Raw genomic sequence first — 19,550 nt, 5'->3', positions numbered from 1 at the left:
GAACGCACAATGAAAAAGTTTTTCACTACTATCGCTACCCGAATTTTTGGAAAACGGAAACCTAATAAAATCAAAAACATGATGCCGTTTTCTCGAAATGAAAAAATATTCTGAAAAAATTGAAAAATAGCCGGCGTGCTGACATCCTTGGCCGATCCAACAATCACAAACCCGTGGAGGGCTGGAAAATGGCCAGGATGCGCGCTGTCGATGCCGCGGTTCTCGTTCTCGAAAAAGAAGGCATTTCCTGCGCTTTCGGCGTGCCGGGCGCGGCGATCAATCCATTCTATTCGGCGCTAAAGGCCAGGGGAACGGTCCGCCACGTACTAGCCCGTCACGTCGAGGCCGCCTCGCACATGGCGGAAGGTTTCACCCGCGCCAAGGCAGGCAATATCGGCCTGTGCATCGGCACTTCGGGTCCAGCCGGCACAGACATGATCACCGGGCTCTATTCGGCCGCCGCGGATTCCATTCCGATCCTGTGCATCACCGGGCAGGCGCCGCGGGCGCGGCTGAACAAGGAGGATTTTCAGGCCGTCGACATATCAGCCATTGCGGCGCCCGTCGCCAAATGGGCGGTCACCGTGATGGAACCCTATCTCGTCCCCATGGCGTTGCAGAAGGCGTTTCACCTGATGCGCTCGTCACGACCGGGTCCGGTGCTGATCGACCTGCCGGTCGACGTGCAACTGGCCGAGATCGAATTCGACATCGACGCCTATGAGCCGTTGACGCCGTTCAAGCCGGCCATGACGCGCGCCCAGGCCGAAAAGGCGTTGACCATGCTCAACGCGGCCGAAAAGCCGCTGATCGTCGCCGGCGGCGGCATCATCAACGCCGACGCGTCGGATTTGCTGATCGAATTCGCCGAGATTTCGGGCGTGCCGGTCATCCCGACCTTGATGGGCTGGGGAGCGATCCCCGACGATCACCGGCTGATGGCCGGCATGTGCGGACTGCAGACCTCGCACCGCTATGGCAATGCGACGATGCTGGAAGCCGACTTCGTCTTCGGCATCGGTAACCGCTGGGCCAACCGCCACACCGGCTCCGTGGATGTCTACACCGAGGGCAAAAAGTTCATCCATGTCGATATCGAGCCGACGCAGATCGGCCGTGTCTTCGCACCGGATCTCGGCGTCGTCTCCGATGCAGGCGCGGCGCTGAAGATGCTGCTCGACGTCGCCACCGAATGGAAGACGGCAGGCAGACTGCGCGACTGGTCCGGCTGGGCGCGGGAATGCCAGGCCCGCAAGAAGACGTTGAAGCGCAAGACGCATTTCGACCAGGTGCCGCTGAAGCCGCAGCGTGTCTATGAGGAGATGAACAAGGCGTTCGGCCGCGACGTCACCTATGTCACCACGATCGGCCTGTCGCAGATCGCCGGGGCGCAGTTCCTGCATGTCTACAAGCCGCGCAACTGGATCAATTGCGGCCAGGCCGGCCCGCTCGGCTGGACCTTGCCGGCAGCCCTTGGCGTGCGCGCCGCCGATCCCGACCGCACCATCGTGGCGCTGTCGGGTGACTATGATTTCCAGTTCATGATCGAGGAACTGGCGGTCGGCGCACAACACAAATTGCCCTATCTGCATGTCGTCGTGAACAACGCCTATCTCGGCCTGATCCGCCAGGCGCAGCGTGGTTTCTCGATGGATTTCGAGGTCGACCTCGCCTTCAAGAACATCAACCGGTCAGGCGATCCCGAGGCCGGCTATGGCGTCGACCATGTTGCCGTCGCCGAGGCAATGGGCTGCAAGGCGGTCAGGGTGCGCAAGCCGGAAGAGTTCGCCGGTGCCTTCAAGGAGGCGCAGCGGCTGATGAAGGAGCATCAGGTGCCGGTCGTGCTCGAATTCATCCTCGAACGCGTCACCAACATCTCGATGGGCATCGAGATCGACAAGATCACCGAATTCGAGGAGCTTGCCGAAAGCCACGAGGATGCGCCGACGGCGATCGTGATGTTGGATTAGGAGAAAAAGAATGCCGCGTTTTTCAGCCAATCTGTCGATGCTCTTTGGCGAGCATGAGTTCCTCGACCGTTTCGATGCCGCCGCCCGCGCCGGCTTCAAGGGCGTCGAATATATCGGCCCCTATGACCATGCCCCCGATGTCGTCGCCGCCCGGCTGAAGAAGAACGGCCTGACCCAGGTGCTGTTCAACCTGCCGGCCGGCGACTGGGGCAAGGGCGAACGCGGCATCGCGGTGCTGCCGGACCGCGTGCCGGAATTCCGCCAGGGCATCGCCAAGGCGATCACCTATGCGCAGGCGCTCGGCTGCCAGCAGGTCAATTGCCTGGCCGGCATCGCGCCGGCCGCCGCCGACCGCAAGGTGCTGGAGGATGTCTTCGCCGAAAACCTCGCCTTCGCGGCGGAAAAGCTGGAGCAGGCCGGCATCAGGCTGCTGATCGAGCCGATCAACAGGCGCGATATTCCGGGCTTCTTCCTCAACTATTCCGACCAGGCCTTGGCGCTTATTGACCGCGTCGGCTCGAAAAACCTGTTCCTGCAATACGACATCTATCACATGCAGATCATGGAGGGGGATCTTGCCCGTACCATCGAGGCTAACCTCGGCCGCATCGCGCATATTCAGCTTGCGGACAATCCCGGCCGTCACGAGCCGGGGACGGGCGAGATCAATTTTCCGTTTCTGTACGAGCATATCGACCGCATCGGTTATGCCGGCTGGGTCGGGGCGGAATACAAGCCGAAGGCAGGGACGGAGGCTGGGTTAGGCTGGTTTCGGGAGTTGAGCGGGCAGGGCAGTGCTGCTGCTTAGCGGCCAAGGCCCCCTCATCCGGCCCTTCGGGCCACCTTCTCCCCGGTGGGGAGAAGAGACAGGCACCAACGTCGGCATTCTCTTCTCCCCTCGGGGAGAAGGTGGCCGCGTTAGCGGCCAGATGAGGGGGCGTTTCACACAAGCATCTGGAGAACCACAATGGAAACCATCGGCTTCATCGGCCTCGGCATCATGGGCGCGCCGATGGCGGGGCATCTGCTGGACGCGGGCTATCATGTCATCACCAGCGACCATCGCTCCAAGCCGCCGGCCGATCTCGTCGCCAAGGGGCTGAAGACCGTCACCGGCCATGCCGCCGTGGCCAAGGCTGCCGACATCATCATCCTGATGGTGCCCGACACGCCGCAGGTGGCCGATGTGCTGTTCGGCGAGAAAGGCGTCGCATCGGGATTGTCGAAGGGCAAGCTGGTCATCGATATGAGCTCGATCTCGCCGATCGAGACCAAGATTTTTGCCAGGAAGATCAACGATCTGGGGTGCGACTACCTCGATGCCCCGGTCTCGGGCGGCGAGGTCGGCGCCAAGGCGGCGTCGCTGACCATCATGGTCGGCGGCGAGGAAACCCCGTTCGAGCGCGCCAAGCCCGTGTTCGAGAAGATGGGCAAGAACATCACCCTGGTCGGGCCCAGCGGGGTTGGCCAGACCACCAAGGTGGCCAACCAGATCGTCGTCGCGCTGACTATTGAAGCCGTCGCCGAAGCGCTTGTTTTTGCATCGAAAGCCGGCGCCGATCCGGCCAAGGTCAGGCAGGCGCTGATGGGCGGGCTGGCGGCTTCGCGCATTCTGGAAGTGCATGGCGAGCGCATGGTCAAGCGCACCTTCGCGCCTGGTTTCCGCATCGAACTGCACCAGAAGGATCTGAACCTCGCGCTGGAGGGCGCGAAGGCGCTCAGCGTTTCCTTGCCCAACACCTCGACGACTCAGCAGCTGTTCAATTCCTGCGCAGCCAATGGTGGCGCCAAGGAGGATCATTCGGCGCTGGTCAGGGCGCTGGAGCGGATGGCGGGGCATGAGGTGGGGAAGGAGCGAATAGCGAATAGCGAATAGCGAATGGGGAATAGGGATTAGGGATTAGGGATTGCAGCCACGGATAGCCGGGATTCGACTTTCGCTATTCGCTATTCGCTATTCGCTATTCGCTACTCGCTAAAAACTTCCGCGCCACGTAAAGGCTGATCGCCGCGGCATTCGACACGTTGAGCGAATGGATCGCGCCGGGCATGTCGAGCCGCGCCAGCGTCGTCACCGTCTCGCGGGTCTTCTGGCGCAGGCCCTTGCCTTCGGCGCCCAGCACCAGGGCGATCTTTTCCCCGGCAAAGCTCTTTTCGAGTTCGGCCGGCGCGTCCGAATCAAGCCCGATGGTGCGGAAGCCGGCCTCGTGCAGCTGGCCGAGCGCGTCGGCGAGGTTCTTCACCTCGATCTGGTCGATGTGCTCCAGCGCGCCGGAGGCGGATTTCGCCAGCACGCCCGATTCCTGCGGGCTGTGGCGGGCTGTGGTGATCAGCGCGCCGGCGCCGAAGGCCACCGCCGAGCGCAGGATGGCGCCGACATTGTGCGGGTCGGTGATCTGGTCGAGCACCAGCACCAGCTTCGCGTCACCAAGCGCATCGAGCCGCTTGGCTTTAAGCGGCTCGGCCTCGATCAGCACACCCTGATGCACGGCATCCGACCCGGTGATCTTGTCGATGTCCCTGGGTTCGACCAGTTCGGTCTTGAAGGGCAGGGCGGCGAGATCGGCGATTTCGAGGCGCTCGGCCGCATTGCGCGTCACCAGCATCTTCCTGATCTTGCGGCGCGGATTGTCGAGTGCGGCACGCACCGTGTGCAGGCCGTAGAGCCGCACCAGGCCATCCGCGGCATTTTCGCCCGGCGGAACCGGCTGTCGAGCCCGGAATGCCGGCGCGCCGCCGCTTTTCTCGTCGCGATAGGCGCGGCGCAGCTTGGCGTAATGGGTGTCTTTGGGGGTGTTGGTTTTGTCGCTCATGGCTGGCTTCTATAGCGGTGTCCTCCGGCCAAGGATATGGCCTGTCACTACAGCCGGCGAACAGAAACGAAAAACCATGGTTGCGCGGTTGACACCCAATGGGCTTGCCGCCATAAGGCGCTGCGCTGGTTTCGGAGAACACATAACTCGGGTCCGGATCGGCGTGAATGCCTCGTTGCATGGCTCCGGCGGCAGACTGGAGAGGTGCCCGAGTGGTTAAAGGGGACGGACTGTAAATCCGTTAGCTTAGCTTACGTTGGTTCGAATCCAACCCTCTCCACCACTGCCGGCCCGGAAGCCCTGAAACGTAACAAGAATCGGACCGAAAAGTGCATGGCGCTTTTCGGATGAATCCGGTACTTCAGGAACGGCGCGGGTATAGCTCAGTGGTAGAGCAGCAGCCTTCCAAGCTGAATATGCGGGTTCGATTCCCGCTACCCGCTCCAGACGCTCATCCCACCACCAGTAAATCGAAACACTGCGCACGAGGCGCGCAGTGCTCCAATTGTCGTGGCTGCGCCGCGTCAGCTGTTGAACGCGGTGGCGACCTGGTGCTGCTGCGGCACCTGGCCGTTCGGCGTCAGTCTGTCGACGATGCCGGGCAGGGCGGTGGACAGTTGCTTGAGCAGTTCCTGCTCGTCCAGCCCGGTCCGTTGCGCGATCTCGCGAATGATCTGCGGTCCGATCGCGGCGCCAAGATCGTTGGCGTTGATCGGCTGGTTCTGCCCGGTGCCGACCCAGGAGTCGGCGGCATTGCCGTGGCCGGCATTTCTGAGCTTGTCGAGCAGGCCGCCCAATCCGCCAGCCAGGCCACCATCGGCGGATGTGGTTTCCGTCGGGACGGGGGCGGTCGGAGCGGGCGCGGGAGACTGCTCTGGCTCTTCGGCATTTCTGCCGCTCAGCATCTTGCCGACCAGCAATGCGCCGAGCGCGATCATCAGGGGTTTGGTGATGTTGCCGCCGGGAACGGCATTGTCAAAAAGTCCCATCGTGGATCCTCCATAGCGAACAAGGCCCGACCCCTCCTCGACAATGAAGCATTCGGGCGGAATTTCAAGCTGGCTTGAGGTTTTGACAATCCTATGAAAATGTTCGGCTGGCGAGGGGATGGAGAGGAAAAAATGGGTATCATCAGCTGGATCATTCTCGGCGTGGTCGCCGGCTTCATCGGCAGCAAGATCGTCAACAAGACCGGCCAGGGTGTCGTCATGGATATCGTACTGGGCATCGTCGGCGCCATTGTCGGCGGTCTGATATTCAGTGCCTTCGGCGCGTCAGGCGTCACCGGCCTCAACATCTACAGCCTGATCGTTGCCGTCATCGGCGCGGTGGTCGTTCTGTGGGCTTACCATCAGTTCAGCGCAAGGCGGACGCTTTAGGCGCCTGCGGATCATCTGAGGTTTCGAGTTTCTGAAGGCGAGACCGGCTTGAGGCCGGTATGCTCAGAGTGGCTTGCCTATGGCATCGGGGCGGCGAAAAGCAGCAATGAAACGAGGCTAGGCGACGACGGCCAGCCGCCGCTGACGCTGATCCAGCGAGACGATGGTCAGCCCGCTGCCGACGACCAGCAGAATGCCGCAAATGGCCAGCGCGTTGGGGAACTGCCCGAACACCAGCAGGCCGGAAATGACCGCCCAGACGGTGAAGCAATAGTAGAACGGCGCCACGGCGCTGGTCGGTCCGATGCGATAGGCCATGAAGATGAAGAAATGGCCGAAGATCAGGAAAAATCCAGCACCGGCCATCAGCAGCAGGTGATGTGCCCCGGGCATGACCCAGCGCTCTGAAACCAGATGCGCGGCGCCGGCGCCGATCAGCACCACCACGACGGCGGAAATCGCCACGATCATCCCCGGCACCTCGGCCGCGACCCGCCGGCCGGCAAGGTCGCGCGCCGCCGCAAATGTGGCATTGCCGAGCGCCAGCAAGGCGTAGACCGAAATGCCTTGCATGGTCGGCTGCGCCACCATCAGCGCGCCGACGAAGCCGAGCCCGATCAGCGCCATGCGCCGGCCGCCGATCCGCTCGCCAAACAGGATCGAGGAGCCGACCAGCATCAAGAGCGGCGTGATCTGGCCGAGCGCGGTGGAATCGGCGATCTGCATGTTGGCGAGCGCGACGACATAGCAAAGGATCGCCGCCAGTTCGAGCATGTTCCGGCTCAGTACGCGCTTGTCGAAGATCAGCGGGATCTGCTTGCCGTAGCCCAGCGCGAACAACAGCGGGAAGCCCCAGAGGGCTGCCGCGGCACCGCGCAGAAACAGCACTTCATAGGACGGCAGGCCTGCCGTCGCGAGCTTCATCATCGTGTCGTTGACGAGATACGACCCCGTCGAGACGATCATGAACAGCGGGCCGCGGATAGAGGCAGGGATGAAATGCATCCGGCCACAAGATCAGAGGCGGGTGGCGGCGGCAATGGTCCATGGCCTGGCCATGATTCAGACAAGGCCGGGCAAGCAAGCCAGCGCTTTCGCGGCCTCGATCGGTCGCCCGCTACCCATTTCATTTTGCCCAGAGCCTTCCTATATCAGCGTCATATCCCGCAATCGGATCGATGGTTCGGACTGAGTGAGACGGCACCCGGCCAAAAGACGCTTGTGTTTTTTGGCCTTTGTCGCTAATCGCCCCGCATTCGACTGAACTGAAGGTCTTCGACCGAACTGAAGATCCGGGCCGTCCAAGGAAAGAGACAATGGCAAAAGGTAAATTCGAGCGTAACAAGCCTCACGTGAACATCGGCACGATTGGCCACGTCGACCATGGCAAGACGTCGCTGACGGCGGCGATCACCAAGTATTTTGGCGAATACAAGCGCTACGACCAGATCGACGCCGCCCCTGAAGAAAAGGCGCGCGGCATCACGATCTCGACGGCGCATGTCGAATACGAGACGGCCAACCGCCACTATGCTCACGTCGACTGCCCCGGCCACGCCGACTATGTGAAGAACATGATCACCGGTGCCGCGCAGATGGACGGCGCGATCCTGGTCGTGTCGGCTGCCGACGGCCCGATGCCGCAGACCCGCGAGCACATCCTGCTGGCCCGTCAGGTCGGCGTGCCGTCGATCGTGGTGTTCCTGAACAAGGTCGACCAGGTCGACGACGCCGAGCTGCTCGAACTGGTCGAGCTCGAGGTTCGCGAGCTTCTGACCAAGAACGAGTTCCCCGGCGACGACATTCCGATCGTCAAGGGTTCGGCGCTGGCTGCTCTGGAAGATTCGGACAAGAAGATCGGTGAAGACGCGATCCGCGAGCTGATGGCTGCGGTCGATGCCTACATCCCGACGCCGGTTCGTCCGCTCGACAAGCCGTTCCTGATGCCGATCGAAGACGTGTTCTCGATCTCGGGCCGCGGCACGGTCGTGACCGGCCGCGTCGAGCGCGGCGTGGTCAAGGTCGGCGAGGAGCTGGAGATCATCGGCATCCGTCCGACGACCAAGACGACCTGCACGGGCGTGGAAATGTTCCGCAAGCTGCTCGATCAGGGCCAGGCCGGCGACAACATCGGCGCGCTGCTGCGCGGCGTTGATCGTGAAGGTGTCGAGCGCGGCCAGGTTCTGGCCAAGCCGGGCACGGTGAAGCCGCACAAGAAGTTCGTGGCCGAAGCCTACATCCTGACCAAGGACGAAGGTGGCCGTCACACGCCGTTCTTCACCAACTACCGTCCGCAGTTCTACTTCCGCACGACCGACGTGACCGGCATCGTGTCGCTGCCGGAAGGCACCGAGATGGTGATGCCGGGCGACAACATCACGGTCGATGTCGAGCTGATCGTGCCGATCGCCATGGAAGAGAAGCTGCGCTTCGCTATCCGTGAAGGCGGCCGCACCGTCGGTGCCGGCATCGTCGTCACCATCAAGGAATAATCGAGCCCGGCATTCGCCGGATCGATAAGAAAAGGGCGGTCTTCGGGCCGCCCTTTTTTGTTTGCTGGGCCATAGGCTGTCCCCTGTCGCTCGAACCCTGTTGCAAGCCTTTGGACCTCGTCTAGTATAGGTTGCATCAAGGGGCTTTTTGCAGAATGGTTTCAGGGCGCCTTCACCGTTGTCGGGCATTGTGGTCGCTGGCCTTGATCTGCCTGCTGCTTGCCACGGGCCCGGTAGCCTTTGCGGCGGATGCGGCGCCGGATCTTGGGCCGACGATGCGGTTCGGCATTGTCCGCAGCAACGCACCGGGATGCGAGCCGATCTGCCCGGAATGGATATCGGCCGAGGGCTCGATAGAAGCCGGCACGCCGGCACTCTTCAAACGCATGCTGAAGACGCTTGGCGGGCGGAAACTGCCTGTTGTCGTGGATTCTCCCGGCGGCAATGTCGAGGCGGCGCTGACGCTTGGCCGGCTGATCCGCAAGAACAAGCTCGATATCGCCATCGGCAAGACGGTGTTTTCCAGCTGCCAGCCCGATGCGAAGGGGTGCCAGGACCATGACGCCAGCTACTTCGGCGATGTCATCGACTATGGCGCCATGTGCAATTCCGCCTGTCCTCTGATGTTTGCCGGCGGTATCAGGCGGGTGGCCGGCGAATGGGCCTATCTCGGCGTCCATCAGATCACCACGACCTACATCCGCACGAAATTGCAATACCGTACCACCTATCGCGTCGTGGGGGGCAAGAAGAAGATCCTCAACACAAAGATCGTCAGCCGCAAGAATGCCGGCAGCTACAAGACCTACGAGATGAGCAAGTCCGTGGAGAAAAAGCTGGCAGCCTACCTGAAACAGATGGGCATCGAACAAAGCATGCTCGAAACGATGAAGGGCACCCCGGCCAGCGAAATCCACCAGATCGCCCTCGACGACATGCTGGCGATGAAGCTGGTCACCAGCACGGACGCTGTAGGCCTGCTGACAGCGGCAAGCCTGTGCGAACCCGGCCGCCTGGCCGCGAATTGCCGGGAGGTGCCGGGGAACAAGCCTGATGGCCTGACGGCGACCGCGGCCACGCCGCCACCGATCGAACCCGAGGCGGCGCGGCGCGATGAAGACATGCGCTTCGTCGTCGTTCGCGGCACCAATCCGCTCTGCAATCCAGACTGCCCGGAATGGATATCGGCGGAAGGCGCGATCACCGCCCAGACCCCGCAGAAGCTGCGCCAATTGCTCGCCATGCTCGGCAAACGGCAACTGCCTGTCGTGGTCAGCTCAAGGGGAGGCGACCTGTTCAGCGCCCTGGCGGCAGGACGGCTTATCCATGAAAAGAAGCTCGACGTCGCCGTTGGTCGCACCGATTTCGTCGGCTGTGACCCTGGAGCGTGGAATTGCCTGGCCAAGGATGGCGCGTATGCCGGGCTGAGCATCGATGCGGGCGTGGAGTGCGATTCGGCCTGCGCGCTGATGCTTGCCGGCGGCATCAGGCGGTTTGTCGGTCCCCAGGCGAGGCTTAGCCTTTACCCGATGGGGCAAAAGCAGATGGTCAAGGCCTATCTCGAGGAGATGGCGATCGGTCCCGCCCTGTTCGCAGCGATCGAGCGGCGCTCGGTCGAGCGCCGGCTGGAACCCGGCATGATGCTGAAGGTCGGACTGATGACGAGCCTGCAATCGGTCGACGCGCTGACCGGTGCCACCATTTGCGAGGCAGTGCCAAGACCCGAAAATTGCCGGATCCGGCCTTCCGCCAATGCCGAGGCTGACGCGCCGGCCAAATTGTAGTGCCGCGGCGAAGTCACGAACTGGCCATCGAGGCAGGTTGAGCCGCTTCCAATTGTTCCGCTATCGTCGCTGCTGGCGGCGCCAGGCAGCGGAGGATCGAGAATGAGCCAGTATATCCCTACACTCTACGAATGGGCCGGCGGCGGCGAGGCCTTGAACCGGCTGACCCAGACTTTCTACAACAAGGTGGCGCAGGACCCGATCGTCGGGCCGGTGTTCAAGACCATGTCGCCGGATCACCCCGCCCATGTCGCGGCCTTCATCGGCGAGGTTTTCGGCGGACCGAAAACCTACAGCGAGCAGTTCGGCGGCCACCGCGAGATGGTCATGCACCATCTGGGCAAGCATCTGGGCGAGGAGCAGCGCCGCCGCTGGATCAGCCTCCTGGCCGACGCAGCCGACGCGGTTGGCCTGCCCGACGATCCGGAATTCCGTTCGGCCTTCATGGGCTATGTCGAATGGGGATCGCGCCTGGCCAAGATGAACTCCAATCTCGGCGAGACCTGCGATCCCGAGACGGAACCGATGCCGGCCTGGGGCTGGGGCGTGCCGGGCGGCCCCTATCGGCCACCGGGTACGAAGTAGCTTCGGCTGCTATGTCGTTGCGAACGGACTGGTTGTCAGCCATCCCGATTTCTGGCGCAGGGGGTTAAGGCGCGTTTGCTTGCAAACCGCTCTTTACAGAGCGTGCGGAAGCTTTTAGGAAGCGCCTGCTGCGCCGACATGCGCACGATACGGGCATAGCTCAGTTGGTAGAGCGGCGGTCTCCAAAACCGCAGGTCGTAGGTTCGAGCCCTGCTGCCCGTGCCATTTCCTGGAATGGCACACAAACGCAATGTTTCGCCATTTCTCAAAATGGCGTTTCAAAACGATATTTCCGAGGTCTTGCCTTTGAAAATTGGCGACCCGCTTGCCATATAGGGTCGATTGGGGCATAAGAGCGCCATAGCCGGGACGGAACGACTGGATGGTTCCGAGGCGGTGTTTGGTCATAAAGCGGAGACTTGCCACTTGCGTGGATCAAGAATCGGTTTTATGTAGACGAAACAGACACGCGACGCGTGGAGCTGGGAAACCGGCTTTACGCGTCTGATTTGCATGGGCGAAATGATTGCGCTGATTCGGCGCGAGATTGGGCTCAGGCGGCACGTCCCGGCCAGCGGGATCATCCAGGAGACCCGGCCAACGGGTCTTGAAGACAGAGCGGCATATGGCTTCGAAAACCACAAATCCTTTCGTCTTTCTCCAGCAGGTTCGCGCGGAGACCGCCAAGGTGACTTGGCCGTCGCGACGCGAAACGATGATCTCGACGGTGATGGTTCTGGCCTTCGCAGTGATCGCGATGATCTTTTTCTTCACCGCCGATCAGCTCATGGGCCTTGCGGTCGAACAGATTCTGGGCATCGGACGCTAAGTCCGGCGATTACGGAGAAGTCTTGAAATGACCGCGCGCTGGTACATCGTCCACGCTTATTCGAACTTTGAAAAGAAGGTCGCCGAGGATATCGAGAACAAGGCCAAGCAGAAGGGCCTGTCCGCCGACATCCACCAGATCGTGGTTCCGACCGAGAAGGTCGTCGAAGTTCGCCGCGGTCGCAAGGTCGATGCCGAGCGGAAGTTCTTCCCGGGCTATGTGCTGCTGAAGGCCAATCTGACCGATGCGGTGTTCTCGCTGGTCAAGAACACACCGAAGGTCACCGGCTTCCTGGGCGACTCCAAGCCGGTGCCGATCACCGAGGCGGAAGCCCAGCGCATCCTGAACCAGGTCCAGGAAGGCGTCGAGCGGCCGAAGCCTTCGGTCACGTTCGAGATCGGCGAAGCGATCCGCGTTTCGGATGGTCCCTTCGCGTCGTTCAACGGTTTCGTCCAGGAAGTGGACGAAGAGCGGGCGCGGCTCAAGGTGGAAGTTTCGATTTTCGGGCGCGCCGTGCCTGTCGATCTGGAATTCGGACAGGTCGAAAAGGGCTGATCCGAAATCCCTGACGCCGGTTTGGCGATCAGGGGAGGCGGCGCGGAAGCGCGCGGCCTGAGACGGTGGGAGGCGAGTGCGGCTTTAGCCGGCTGCGCGAACCGCACCACCAGACTGCAACCGCCGGCATGACCGGCATAGACAAAGGCAGGAAAAGAGATGGCTAAGAAAATTGCAGGCCAGCTCAAGCTCCAGGTGAAAGCGGGATCGGCGACGCCGTCTCCCCCGATCGGCCCGGCGCTTGGTCAGCGTGGCATCAACATCATGGAATTCTGCAAGGCGTTCAACGCGCAGACCCAGGAAATGGAAAAGGGATCGCCGGTTCCGGTCGTCATCACCTACTATCAGGACAAGTCCTTCACCTTCGTCATGAAGACGGCGCCGGTGAGCTATTTCCTGAAGAAGGCGGCGAACCTGACGTCCGGTTCCAAGGAGCCGGGCAAGGTCAAGGCCGGTACGGTTTCGCGTGACAAGGTCCGCGAGATTGCCACCGCGAAGATGAAAGACCTGAACGCAAACGACGTCGAAGCGGCCATGCGCATGGTCGAGGGCTCCGCCCGCTCGATGGGTCTGGAAGTGGTGGGCTAAGATCATGGCAAAGATTGCAAAGCGCGTATCGAAGACCCGCGAAGGCATCGATCCCAACAAGGCTTATGCCCTGGGCGATGCGCTGAAGCTGCTCAAGGACCGTTCCTCGGTGAAGTTCGATGAGACCATCGAAGTCGCCATGAACCTCGGCGTCGACCCGCGCCATGCCGACCAGATGGTCCGCGGCGTGGTCAACCTGCCGAACGGCACGGGCCGCTCGGTGCGTGTCGCCGTGTTCGCCCGTGGCGACAAGGCCGACGAAGCGCGCGCCGCCGGCGCCGACATCGTCGGTGCCGAGGATCTGGTCGACATCGTCCAGAAGGGCACGATCGATTTTGATCGCTGCATCGCCACGCCGGACATGATGCCGCTGGTCGGTCGTCTGGGCAAAGTGCTCGGCCCGCGTGGCATGATGCCGAACCCGAAGGTCGGCACCGTCACCACCGACGTTGCCGCCGCCGTCAAGGCATCCAAGGGCGGTGCCGTCGAGTTCCGTGTCGAGAAGGCTGGCATCGTCCATGCCGGCGTCGGCAAGGTCTCGTTCGACGTCAAGGCCCTGGAAGAGAACATCCGCGCCTTCGCCGATGCGGTGACCAAGGCAAAGCCGACTGGCGCCAAGGGCAACTACGTCAAGAAGGTGTCGGTCACCTCGACGATGGGCCCGGGCCTCAAGCTCGACGTCGCGACGCTCAACGCGTCCTGATAAGCTTGATCGAGATCGGCCGGTAAACGGCTGATCTGCAAAGAATTCCGGGCCTCCGACCTAGTTGGCGGCCCGGTACCGGAAGCCGAGAGGTTTCCGGACATCCTGTCCGAGATTGCAGGCGGCCCAGAAGCCTTAATTCGATTTGGGCCTGCATGAGACGGGTGAAGACCGGACAACGGAGCGATTGCTCCAATGAAAGGTTCGAACCGTGTTTGCCTTTTGTCTGCGCATCGCCGGCTTGACCGTCGATGTGGCGAAAGGGGGCAGGATCCTCGAGCGTCGTTCGGGAGATCCGTTACTGGATGGCCCGGCCGACAAAAGGCAACCCGACGCCTGTCCTCGTCAATGGGATGTTCCCGTTAACAGGATTGGGGTCAACTGGAGATAGGCAGTGGACAGAGCGGAAAAACGCGAACTCGTCACGGGCCTGAACGGTGCGTTCTCGAACGCAGGTTCAGTGGTCGTGGCCCACTACGCCGGTATCACCGTCGCGCAAATGAACGACCTTCGGTCGAAAATGCGCGCCGCCGGTGGCACCGTCAAAGTCGCGAAGAACCGTCTCGCCAAAATCGCTCTTCAGGGCACGGACTCCGCATCGATCATCGAGCTGTTCAAGGGACAGACGCTGATTGCTTATTCGGAGGATCCGATTGCGGCGCCGAAGGTCGCGTCCGATTTCGCCAAGGGAAATGACAAGCTCGTCATTCTCGGCGGCGCAATGGGCACCACCTCGCTCAATGCCGACGGTGTGAAGGCACTCGCCACACTTCCGTCGCTCGATGAGCTGCGCGCCAGGCTGGTTGGCATGATCGCCACGCCGGCAACCCGGATCGCCCAGATCGTCAATGCGCCAGCGGCCTCGGTCGCGCGCGTCATCGGCGCTTACGCCCGGAAGGACGAGGCGGCATGAGGCCGTTCCTCGCTATCACAAACACACGTTCGAACCTTATGAAGGAACACAACAATGGCTGATCTCGCAAAGATCGTAGACGACCTTTCGAAGCTGACCGTCCTCGAGGCGGCCGAGCTGTCGAAGCTTCTGGAAGAAAAGTGGGGCGTTTCCGCCGCTGCTCCGGTGGCTGTTGCCGCCGCTGGCGGTGGTGCGGCCGCTGCTGCTCCGGTCGAGGAAAAGACGGAATTCGACGTCGTCCTCACCGAGGCAGGCGCTCAGAAGATCAACGTCATCAAGGAAGTCCGTGCCATCACCGGTCTTGGCCTCAAGGAAGCCAAGGATCTGGTCGAAGCGGCTCCGAAGCCGGTCAAGGAAGGCGTTTCCAAGGCCGACGCTGACAAGTTCAAGGCCCAGCTGGAAGCAGCCGGCGCCAAGGTCGACCTGAAGTAATCGTGAAAGCGGCGGGCGGCCTCGCGCCGTCCGCCACTCCCTTCGCCCGGAGGGAGCACGCGTAACGCGAGATCTACCAGAACCTCTTTCCTGAGGGCCGAAAATCGGCCTTCAGGAAACGGGTTTTCTCCCGTTCTAGCCGGCCGCCGACAGGCGCCGGGAAAACAGACAGAGGGTTGCCGCCAAGGTGGCCCAGAATGCAAGGCGAGCCGCGGCGAGGCTCGTCCCGAGTTTAGAGCTAAGGAGCGACGATGGCCCAGACCCAGACTTTCAATGGCCGCAGACGCGTACGCAAGTTCTTCGGAAAGATCCCGGAAGTTGCGGAGATGCCGAACCTCATCGAGGTTCAAAAGGCATCCTATGATCAATTCCTGATGGTGGCGGAGCCCAAGGGCGGGCGTCCGGACGAGGGACTGCAGGCTGTTTTCAAGTCGGTTTTCCCGATCTCCGATTTTTCCGGCTCCTCGATGCTGGAGTTCGTGAAGTACGAGTTCGAAGGACCGAAATTCGACGTTGACGAATGCCGTCAGCGCGACCTCACCTATGCCGCGCCGCTGAAGGTGACGCTGCGCCTCATCGTGTTCGATATCGACGAGGATACCGGCGCCAAGTCCATCAAGGACATCAAGGAGCAGGACGTCTACATGGGCGACATGCCGCTCATGACCTTGAACGGCACCTTCATCGTCAACGGCACCGAGCGCGTCATCGTCTCGCAGATGCACCGCTCGCCGGGCGTCTTCTTCGACCATGACAAGGGCAAGTCGCACTCGTCGGGCAAGCTTCTGTTTGCCGCGCGCGTCATCCCCTATCGCGGCTCGTGGCTCGACATCGAGTTCGATTCCAAGGACGTCGTGCACGCCCGAATCGATCGCCGCCGCAAGATTCCGGTGACGTCGCTGCTGATGGCGCTCGGTATGGACGGCGAAGAGATCCTGTCGACCTTCTACAACAAGATCACCTACAAGCGCGCCGGCGACCATTGGCGCATTCCGTTCAACGTCGAGCGTTTCCGCGGCCTCAAGGCCGTCGGCGACCTGGTCGATGCCGATACCGGCGAAGTCGTCGTCGAAGCCGGCAAGAAGATCACCGCCCGCCAGGCGAGGGCGCTTGGCGAAAAGGGTCTCAAGGCGATCAAGGCCACCGACGAGGACCTGCTCGGCAACTATCTGGCCGAGGACATCGTCAACTACGCCACCGGCGAGATCTTCCTCGAGGCCGGCGACGAGATCGACGAGAAGACGCTGAAGGTTCTGCTCGGCACCGGCGAAGACGAGATCAAGGTTCTCGACATCGACCACGTCAATGTCGGCGCCTATATCCGCAACACGCTCAACGTCGACAAGAACGAGAGCCGCCAGGACGCGCTGTTCGACATCTATCGTGTCATGCGCCCCGGCGAGCCGCCGACGCTCGAAACCGCCGAAGCCATGTTCAACTCGCTGTTCTTCGACAGTGAGCGCTACGATCTGTCGGCCGTCGGCCGCGTCAAGATGAACATGCGCCTCGAGCTCAAGGCCGAGGACACCGTGCGCGTGCTGCGCAAGGACGACATCCTGGCCGTGGTCAGGACGCTGGTCGAGTTGCGCGACGGCAAGGGCGAGATCGACGACATCGACAATCTCGGCAACCGCCGCGTGCGTTCGGTCGGCGAGCTGATGGAAAACCAGTACCGCGTCGGCCTGCTGCGCATGGAGCGCGCGATCAAGGAGCGTATGTCCTCGATCGAGATCGACACGGTCATGCCGCAGGACCTGATCAACGCCAAGCCGGCGGCTGCCGCCGTGCGCGAGTTCTTCGGTTCCTCGCAGCTGTCGCAGTTCATGGACCAGACCAACCCGCTGTCGGAGATCACCCACAAGCGCCGCCTCTCGGCGCTTGGACCGGGCGGTCTGACCCGCGAGCGCGCCGGCTTCGAAGTGCGCGACGTGCACCCGACGCATTACGGCCGCATCTGCCCGATCGAGACGCCGGAAGGCCCGAATATCGGTCTGATCAACTCGCTGGCCACCTTCGCACGCGTCAACAAGTACGGCTTCATCGAGAGCCCGTACCGCAAGATCGTCGACGGCAAGCTGACCAATGACGTCGTCTATCTCTCGGCGATGGAAGAGGCCAAGCACCATGTCGCGCAGGCCAACGCCGAGCTCGACAAGAACGGTGGTTTCGTCGACGAATTCGTCATTTGCCGCAGCGCCGGCGAAGTGATGATGGCGCCGCGCGAAAACGTCGATCTGATGGACGTGTCGCCCAAGCAGATGGTGTCGGTGGCCGCGGCCCTGATCCCGTTCCTGGAAAACGACGACGCCAACCGCGCTCTGATGGGCTCGAACATGCAGCGTCAGGCCGTGCCGCTGGTGCGCGCCGAGGCGCCGTTCGTCGGCACCGGCATGGAGCCGATCGTCGCCCGTGACTCGGGCGCCGCCATCGGCGCCCGCCGCGGCGGCATCGTCGACCAGGTGGACGCGACGCGTATCGTTATCCGCGCCACCGAAGATCTCGATCCGGGCAAGTCCGGCGTCGATATCTACCGGCTGATGAAGTTCCAGCGTTCGAACCAGAACACCTGCATCAACCAGCGTCCGCTGGTTCGCATGGGTGACCGGGTCAACAAGGGCGACATCATCGCCGACGGTCCGTCGACCGAGCTCGGCGATCTGGCGCTCGGCCGCAACGTGCTGGTCGCGTTCATGCCGTGGAACGGCTACAACTACGAGGACTCGATCCTCCTGTCCGAACGCATCGTCGCCGATGACGTCTTCACCTCGATCCATATCGAGGAGTTCGAGGTCATGGCGCGCGATACCAAGCTCGGGCCGGAGGAAATCACGCGCGATATCCCGAACGTCTCGGAAGAAGCGCTGAAGAACCTCGACGAAGCCGGCATCGTCTATATCGGTGCGGAAGTTCAGCCGGGCGACATCCTGGTCGGCAAGATCACGCCGAAGGGCGAAAGCCCGATGACGCCGGAAGAGAAGCTTCTGCGCGCCATCTTCGGCGAAAAGGCATCCGATGTGCGCGACACCTCGATGCGCATGCCTCCGGGCACTTTCGGCACGGTCGTCGAGGTGCGCGTCTTCAATCGCCACGGTGTGGAAAAGGACGAGCGCGCCATGGCGATCGAGCGCGAGGAGATCGAACGCCTCGCCAAGGACCGCGACGACGAGCAGGCCATTCTGGACCGTAACGTCTACGCGCGTCTGTCCGACGTGCTCGTCGGCAAGGAAGCGATCGCCGGACCGAAGGGCTTCAAGAAGGGCTCGACGCTGTCCAAGGATACGCTCGACGAGTATCCGCGTTCGCAGTGGTGGCAGTTTGCCGTGGAGAACGAAAAGCTCCAGAGCGAACTGGAAGCCCTGCGCGGCCAGTACGACGATTCCAAGAAGGCGCTCGAACAGCGTTTCATGGACAAGGTCGAGAAGGTCCAGCGCGGCGACGAAATGCCTCCGGGCGTCATGAAGATGGTCAAGGTCTTCGTGGCCGTGAAGCGCAAGATGCAGCCCGGCGACAAGATGGCCGGCCGTCACGGCAACAAGGGTGTCGTGTCGCGGATCGTTCCGGTCGAGGACATGCCTTTCCTCGAGGACGGCACGCATGCCGATATCGTGCTCAACCCGCTGGGTGTGCCGAGCCGCATGAATGTCGGCCAGATCCTGGAAACGCATCTGGGCTGGGCATGCGCGGGCATGGGCAGGAAGATCGGCGAGCTGATCGACACGTACAAGGCAGCCGGCGACATCAAGCCGCTGCGCAAGACGCTCGAGAGCTTCATTCCGGCCAACGACCGCAACGAGCCGGTTCGTGACTATGACGACGAGAGCATCGTTCGCCTCAGCGAGCAGATGCGCCGCGGCGTCTCGATCGCGACCCCGGTGTTCGACGGCGCGCATGAGGCTGACATCAACATCATGCTGGAGCAGGCGGGCCTGCACACATCAGGTCAGTCGCAGCTCTATGACGGACGCACGGGCGAGCCGTTCGATCGCAAGGTGACGATGGGCTATATCTATATGCTCAAGCTTCACCATCTCGTGGACGACAAGATCCACGCGCGTTCGATCGGTCCGTACTCGCTCGTCACCCAGCAGCCGCTGGGCGGCAAGGCGCAGTTCGGTGGCCAGCGCTTCGGCGAGATGGAGGTCTGGGCACTGGAAGCATACGGCGCCGCCTACACGCTGCAGGAAATGCTGACGGTGAAGTCCGACGACGTCGCTGGCCGTACCAAGGTCTACGAGGCGATCGTGCGTGGCGACGACACCTTCGAGGCCGGCATCCCCGAGAGCTTCAACGTTCTCGTCAAGGAAATGCGGTCTCTCGGCCTCAATGTCGAGCTGGAGAACACCAAGCTCGATGACAACCCTGTCCGGCTGCCCGATGCTGCCGAATAGGGACGCGGCCGAGTAAACAAGACGCTCGGTCGCGGAAACCGCGACCGAGCGCACCAAATTCTTCGGCCGGTGGCCGACACACGACGGCGGGCGTTTGGCCCGCGCTAGATGCAAGGGGT

17 protein-coding genes and 3 tRNA genes are annotated in these 19,550 nt (G+C 62.1%); 17 read left to right on the top strand and 3 right to left on the bottom strand.

The window, feature by feature from the left end; genetic code table 11:
• Positions 1-188: 188 nt before the first annotated feature.
• From gcl to AC0L2U_RS28500, 3 genes are all read left to right on the top strand, one after another.
• A complete protein-coding gene (gene gcl / locus AC0L2U_RS28510; protein ID WP_473603004.1) occupies positions 189-1,970 on the top strand; it encodes a glyoxylate carboligase in 1,782 nt (593 codons plus the stop codon).
• Between the two features lie 10 nt (positions 1,971-1,980).
• A complete protein-coding gene (gene otnI / locus AC0L2U_RS28505) occupies positions 1,981-2,778 on the top strand; it encodes a 2-oxo-tetronate isomerase (protein WP_473603003.1) in 798 nt (265 codons plus the stop codon).
• 159 nt (positions 2,779-2,937) lie between these two features.
• Positions 2,938-3,846: a 2-hydroxy-3-oxopropionate reductase gene (locus tag AC0L2U_RS28500; protein ID WP_473603002.1), complete on the top strand. Its 909-nt coding sequence runs from the start codon at positions 2,938-2,940 to the stop codon at positions 3,844-3,846.
• An 85-nt stretch (positions 3,847-3,931) separates the two neighbouring features.
• Here the strand turns inward: AC0L2U_RS28500 and rlmB are convergent, their stop codons facing one another.
• Complete coding sequence (rlmB, locus tag AC0L2U_RS28495) at positions 3,932-4,783, bottom strand: 23S rRNA (guanosine(2251)-2'-O)-methyltransferase RlmB (protein ID WP_127810312.1); 852 nt, start codon at positions 4,781-4,783, stop codon at positions 3,932-3,934.
• A 198-nt stretch (positions 4,784-4,981) separates the two neighbouring features.
• Here rlmB and AC0L2U_RS28490 point away from each other — a divergent pair.
• Positions 4,982-5,066, top strand: a tRNA-Tyr gene (locus tag AC0L2U_RS28490).
• A gap of 89 nt (positions 5,067-5,155) precedes the next feature.
• Positions 5,156-5,229, top strand: a tRNA-Gly gene (locus AC0L2U_RS28485).
• A 78-nt stretch (positions 5,230-5,307) separates the two neighbouring features.
• Here the strand turns inward: AC0L2U_RS28485 and AC0L2U_RS28480 are convergent.
• Positions 5,308-5,772 (bottom strand): YidB family protein, encoded by a 465-nt coding sequence (locus AC0L2U_RS28480; RefSeq protein WP_127322983.1) that lies wholly within the window; start codon positions 5,770-5,772, stop codon positions 5,308-5,310.
• Between the two features lie 132 nt (positions 5,773-5,904).
• Between AC0L2U_RS28480 and AC0L2U_RS28475 the strand changes: the two genes are divergently transcribed.
• Positions 5,905-6,162 (top strand): GlsB/YeaQ/YmgE family stress response membrane protein, encoded by a 258-nt coding sequence (locus AC0L2U_RS28475; RefSeq protein ID WP_127322984.1) that lies wholly within the window; start codon positions 5,905-5,907, stop codon positions 6,160-6,162.
• A 117-nt stretch (positions 6,163-6,279) separates the two neighbouring features.
• On the opposite strand, the gene AC0L2U_RS28470 is transcribed toward AC0L2U_RS28475, so the two are convergent.
• Complete coding sequence (locus AC0L2U_RS28470; RefSeq protein ID WP_127330728.1) at positions 6,280-7,167, bottom strand: DMT family transporter; 888 nt, start codon at positions 7,165-7,167, stop codon at positions 6,280-6,282.
• 311 nt (positions 7,168-7,478) lie between these two features.
• Here AC0L2U_RS28470 and tuf point away from each other — a divergent pair, with 311 nt between their 5' ends.
• The 11 genes from tuf (at position 7,479) to rpoB (ending at position 19,431) form a co-directional block, all read left to right on the top strand.
• Positions 7,479-8,654, top strand: coding sequence for an elongation factor Tu (tuf, locus tag AC0L2U_RS28465; protein WP_013531404.1), 1,176 nt, complete (start codon positions 7,479-7,481; stop codon positions 8,652-8,654).
• A gap of 155 nt (positions 8,655-8,809) precedes the next feature.
• A complete protein-coding gene (locus tag AC0L2U_RS28460) occupies positions 8,810-10,438 on the top strand; it encodes a COG3904 family protein (RefSeq protein WP_292338201.1) in 1,629 nt (542 codons plus the stop codon).
• A 102-nt stretch (positions 10,439-10,540) separates the two neighbouring features.
• On the top strand, positions 10,541-11,023 hold the full coding sequence (locus AC0L2U_RS28455; protein ID WP_473603001.1) for a group II truncated hemoglobin: 483 nt from the start codon (positions 10,541-10,543) through the stop codon (positions 11,021-11,023).
• Between the two features lie 149 nt (positions 11,024-11,172).
• A tRNA-Trp gene (locus tag AC0L2U_RS28450) sits at positions 11,173-11,248 on the top strand.
• 400 nt (positions 11,249-11,648) lie between these two features.
• Positions 11,649-11,852 carry a preprotein translocase subunit SecE gene (gene secE, locus AC0L2U_RS28445; RefSeq protein WP_013531408.1) on the top strand — a complete coding sequence of 68 codons (204 nt, stop codon included), beginning with the start codon at positions 11,649-11,651 and terminating at the stop codon, positions 11,850-11,852.
• 27 nt (positions 11,853-11,879) lie between these two features.
• Complete coding sequence (gene nusG, locus AC0L2U_RS28440; RefSeq protein ID WP_013531409.1) at positions 11,880-12,407, top strand: transcription termination/antitermination protein NusG; 528 nt, start codon at positions 11,880-11,882, stop codon at positions 12,405-12,407.
• Between the two features lie 159 nt (positions 12,408-12,566).
• The gene (gene rplK, locus AC0L2U_RS28435) at positions 12,567-12,995 is read left to right on the top strand and encodes a 50S ribosomal protein L11 (RefSeq protein WP_013531410.1); all 429 of its coding nucleotides are present in this window, start codon (positions 12,567-12,569) and stop codon (positions 12,993-12,995) included.
• A gap of 4 nt (positions 12,996-12,999) precedes the next feature.
• Positions 13,000-13,698 carry a 50S ribosomal protein L1 gene (gene rplA, locus AC0L2U_RS28430; protein WP_013531411.1) on the top strand — a complete coding sequence of 233 codons (699 nt, stop codon included), beginning with the start codon at positions 13,000-13,002 and terminating at the stop codon, positions 13,696-13,698.
• Between the two features lie 394 nt (positions 13,699-14,092).
• Positions 14,093-14,611 (top strand): 50S ribosomal protein L10, encoded by a 519-nt coding sequence (rplJ, locus tag AC0L2U_RS28425; protein WP_013531412.1) that lies wholly within the window; start codon positions 14,093-14,095, stop codon positions 14,609-14,611.
• A gap of 54 nt (positions 14,612-14,665) precedes the next feature.
• Positions 14,666-15,043, top strand: a complete 378-nt coding sequence (gene rplL / locus AC0L2U_RS28420; protein ID WP_023762907.1) for a 50S ribosomal protein L7/L12 — start codon at positions 14,666-14,668, stop codon at positions 15,041-15,043.
• A gap of 251 nt (positions 15,044-15,294) precedes the next feature.
• Positions 15,295-19,431 carry a DNA-directed RNA polymerase subunit beta gene (gene rpoB, locus AC0L2U_RS28415; RefSeq protein WP_127295769.1) on the top strand — a complete coding sequence of 1,379 codons (4,137 nt, stop codon included), beginning with the start codon at positions 15,295-15,297 and terminating at the stop codon, positions 19,429-19,431.
• The last annotated feature ends 119 nt before the right edge of the window (positions 19,432-19,550 follow it).

This window comes from Mesorhizobium sp. WSM4808 (genome assembly GCF_055811675.1).
This window is presented reverse-complemented; position numbering and strand designations above follow the sequence as displayed.